Here is an 829-nt window from a genome sequence, read left to right on the forward strand (position 1 = left end):
CGGGCAGTAAACACCACTTGATCACCGACGCGACCGGCATCCCTCTGGCCGCTACCCTGACTGGCGGCAACCGCAATGACGTCACCCAGCTGATCCCACTCCTGGAGGCGATCCCGCCGGTACGGGGCAAACGCGGTCGGCCCCGTCGCCGCCCCACCGTGGTCCTGGCCGACCGTGGCTACGACCACGACAAGTACCGCCGCCTGGTCTGGGACCTCGGTGTAAAACCACTGATCGCCCGCCGGGGCACCGAGCACGGCTCCGGACTTGGCACACAACGCTGGGTTGTGGAGCGAGCCTTTGCCCACCTGCACTGGTTCCGCCGCCTGCGGATCCGCTGGGAGATACGCGACGACATTCACGAAGCCTTCCTCACTCTCGGATGCGCACTGCTCTGCTGGCGACGGCTCAACTCAGCTGTCGCCCGCTAGTTTTTCTGCAGCGCGCGGGTGACACCCGCGATGACGGCGGTCGTCAGCACCCAGCCGAAGGCGATCAGCAGGTAGGCCAGCCACTGGAGACTGCCATTCGACCAATACCAGGCCGTGCGCTGACCCAGACCACCGATGGGGACCAAGAGGTCGAGTGTGTAGACGAGAGGCTGGAACGGGACGCTGTCGCCTTGTTGGACCGGGTGGGGGGCGTGCATGCTGAAGGTCAGTGTGCCCAGCAGGGTCAGCGCGAGGAGCCAGACGCCGGCCAGCCAGGGACGGTAGCCGTATCCGACCGTCACGTCGAGCAGATGCCCCCACGCCCGTGTCACCGGATGCAGCGTGCTGCGGCGGTGACGCTGTTTGGCCAGGAGCACCCGGCGGGCATCGTTGTCGTG

General features: G+C 66.8%; 1 protein-coding gene and 1 pseudogene. One reads left to right on the top strand and one right to left on the bottom strand.

Annotated elements, in window-relative coordinates:
* The coding region (locus ACNFOC_RS54755; RefSeq protein WP_416966365.1) for an IS5 family transposase at positions 1-431 on the top strand (431 nt) is incomplete at its 5' end.
* Here the strand turns inward: ACNFOC_RS54755 and ACNFOC_RS54760 are convergent.
* A pseudogene (locus ACNFOC_RS54760) lies at positions 428-829 on the bottom strand (oxidoreductase); the annotation flags it as partial. The gene ACNFOC_RS54755 and the pseudogene ACNFOC_RS54760 overlap by 4 nt on opposite strands.

The organism is Streptomyces colwelliae (assembly GCF_048158785.1).
GTDB lineage: Bacteria > Actinomycetota > Actinomycetes > Streptomycetales > Streptomycetaceae > Streptomyces.